Source organism: Hungatella sp. L36 (genome assembly GCF_014288035.1).
This window is the reverse complement of record NZ_JACOPC010000044.1, coordinates 1-2,888: the sequence shown is the minus strand read 5'-3', so window position 1 is coordinate 2,888 and position 2,888 is coordinate 1. Positions and strand designations below refer to the sequence as shown.

Below are 2,888 nucleotides of genomic sequence, written 5' to 3'. Positions count from 1 at the left end.
GGTCTTAAGGTCATTCTTTGTGATGACCTCTTTAGCTGAAACCTTTTCGCCCCCTCGCTTCTTGTCCTCTGTAACCGGCACGAAAGCAAAGTGCATATGCGGCGTTTTTTCGTCCTTATGGACATACGCCGATATGACATTCTGCTCTCCGTAGCGGTCGCAGAGAAAGCGATAGGAACGCTCAAAAAACAGCCTTTCGACCTGCTCTTTGTCTGGGCTTACATGAAGACTTTGGTTGTGGTGGCGGTACTCTGGCAGAGTAACCACCCATGAACACATGACATTCACATCGTCCCTCTTGAGGGTACGGGCTTCTGTCGTTCTCTGTCGAATAAAGTCGATTTGCTCAACTCCACGCCGTGGAGCTAAATTGTAGTTCAAGTGGGTTTTTTGTGGGTCTATATCTTGATTGCCGAACTTCACATATTCACCCTTTTCGTCCTTCCGTCTTTCATAATGCGCCGCCAAGTGACCGCAGGCGGCTCTTGTATATTTCTGTGCGTTTGCCATAGTGAAACACCTCTCTTTTTATCGCTGAAAATCAATCCAAATATTTTTGGTGTAGCAAGTTATACCAAAATGCTTACGCTTTTGGAAACTTGCTCTGCGAGGCGGTTGCTTGACCTCATTCTACGCTACGCTCCGAACAAGGTCAAGAGGGGCTTTGCCCCTGCTGTCTGCGGACAGCTCCCCACTCTCCGAGGGGCAAGGGGGCAAGCCCCCTGCACCCCCAAAATCGCCCCTTTTCGTCTTCCGTCTTCCGTCACACTATTTTGTGGTCGTAGTAGCCACAAAATAGTGCTCCTCAAACGAACCTCTTTCCGCAGTCCTTACACGCCCAACGCTGTGTATTTGCAAGGGTTTTACCACTTTTTACGATGTCTACAGACCCACACGCAGGGCAACAATCTGGCGTGGTGTTCGTGGAGTTTTCGTGGAGTTTTGCTTGTGACGGACGAAGCCCACGCTGTCCCTGCTCCCAGCGTTGGTAATTGCCCCTTGTCATTCTCTCGAAGTGACCGCTGTAACAACGCATGACCTCAATGTAGTTCATGTCCTCGTATGTATCGACCACGAACTCATAGAAGTCCATGTAGTTGGTGAAGCCATGCTCTCTGATAGCTTGTCCCATCTCCAAGAACATTTCGTTCTTCTCGGCTGTGCCAAGCTGCTCATACGCACCAATGTCGAAGTTGTTGCCCGTGATACGCTCGGACGGGTCGTACTGCTCTTTGCCTTTCTTTCGGCAATCCTCGGTGTCGTGAATGAGGTAGTCATAGACATTACGGATACCAACGACCGCTTCACACTTATTGATTGCTTTCTTGCCTTCCGCAGAAAGCAAATCCATGACATTCAAAGCGTGCTTGTAGGTTGTGGTGTTCGGGAACGCCACAATCAGATGCACATGGTCTTTGCGGTGTTCGCTCTTGCTGTCCTTGTCTTGGGAGTGCTGACAGTACGCATAGGGGTACTGCAAAGTATCGCCTATGACCTCTTTCCAGTCCTCCCTCATGTTTTCTGGGTAGAGAACGCCCGTCCAAAATCTTGCCTTATCAATTTTTGCCATAAAAAAACCTCCGATTTTCTTCGGAGGGTACAATCTCGTTACCTTGACAATAAGCCCAATTACGGCTATAATTATCCTACGGTGAGTATGTGAGCTTGACCCTCATGTATTCGTGGTCTGGTATTGGCGTACCAACCACTAAAGCCATTATACGAGAATCCGCCCGCCTTGTCAATTTGACACTTGGCAGGGCGGGTTTTTTTATTTGCTCCGCAGGCTCCTACGCGGAGGGCGACCTCTGGAACAGATGGGCGTCTCCCTCGGAGTACGTACCACGCTATCCAGAAGTCAAGGGACGGGTAGTATTTTCTGACGAAAATCTCCACCCTTATGCCCTTGACTTCTGGATTTTTTGGGCTATTCCGTCTACGCCGACGGAACAAGAAACTTTCGTTTCCCGTCCCGTCGTCTCCGCCAGTATACCCCAAAAACCGCTTTCTTTAGCGTTCCCAATCCCTTGATTTGGGCTTCTGCTTCTGCGGTGGCTGCTGCCGATCACGCTTTGGCTGCGTGATAGCAGCATAGACCTCTGGCAGCTTCTCACGGATAATCTGAACCAGACGGCGAACCGTGGCTTCAAGGTCTGCGACCTTGCTACGGAGACTGCTGTTCTCCGTCTTCAAGGTCTGATTTTCCTTGCGAAGCTGAACTATCTCCATCTGGGCTTTCATGCTCGGTCTGTCCTGCTCCACCTCTCGGATTTTCGCTTGAAGCTGACGGTTTGCGTCCTCATAGGCTGTTTTTATTTTCGCTTCGGCGGCGGTGGCTCGCAGATCCGCTCGCTCTGCCCTGGCTAAAGCCTGGTCTCGCTCTGCGGTCATGCTCTCCACGGCGACCGCCGTGCGTTTCACAGCTTCAAACTCCTTATGTGTCACACCCTTTAGACCGCCCAATAGAGTTTTTTCGCCCTTAATGGCTTCGACCTCTGCGGCGGTCAAAACCTCTTTCTCGGTCTGTAAGGCTTCTATTTCGCCCTGTAAAGCGTTCTTCTGCTCTACAAGGGGTTTTATACTCTCCTGCTCCTGCAAAGCCCTCTGACGGGCTTGTAGGGCTTCCTGCTGTGCCTTTAGCACTTCCTCATGGGCGGTCTGCTTCTTCAGTTCAGCAATCTCCTTATTGCCGTCCTTGGTGGCTTCATTGACCACCTCAAAGTGCCAATCTCGGAAGCTGTCGAGGTAGCGTTCCAAGTCCGTGTGAAAGGTCTTAAGGTCATTCTTTGTGATGACCTCTTTAGCTGAAACCTTTTCGCCCCCTCGCTTCTTGTCCTCTGTAACCGGCACGAAAGCAAAGTGCATATGCGGCGTTTTTTCGTCCTTAT

Annotated in this window: 3 protein-coding genes; all 3 read right to left on the bottom strand. The window is 50.6% G+C overall.

The genetic code is table 11. The features are described from left to right. The coding region (mobV, locus tag H8S80_RS33805; RefSeq protein ID WP_187049101.1) for a MobV family relaxase at nt 1-510 on the bottom strand (510 nt) is incomplete at its 3' end. A gap of 295 nt (nt 511-805) precedes the next feature. Then, nucleotides 806-1,570 carry a Rep family protein gene (locus H8S80_RS33800; RefSeq protein ID WP_187049100.1) on the bottom strand — a complete coding sequence of 255 codons (765 nt, stop codon included), beginning with the start codon at nt 1,568-1,570 and terminating at the stop codon, nt 806-808. Nucleotides 1,571-2,010: 440 nt separating this feature from the next. Further along, on the bottom strand, nt 2,011-2,888 hold an 878-nt coding region (locus H8S80_RS33795), incomplete at its 5' end, for a plasmid recombination protein (protein ID WP_187049099.1).

Bases quoted from the DNA above. Each gene is read 5' to 3' on its own strand.
- H8S80_RS33800 (WP_187049100.1), bottom strand. From the start codon at position 1,570: ATGGCAAAAATTGATAAGGCAAGATTTTGGACGGGCGTTCTCTACCCA.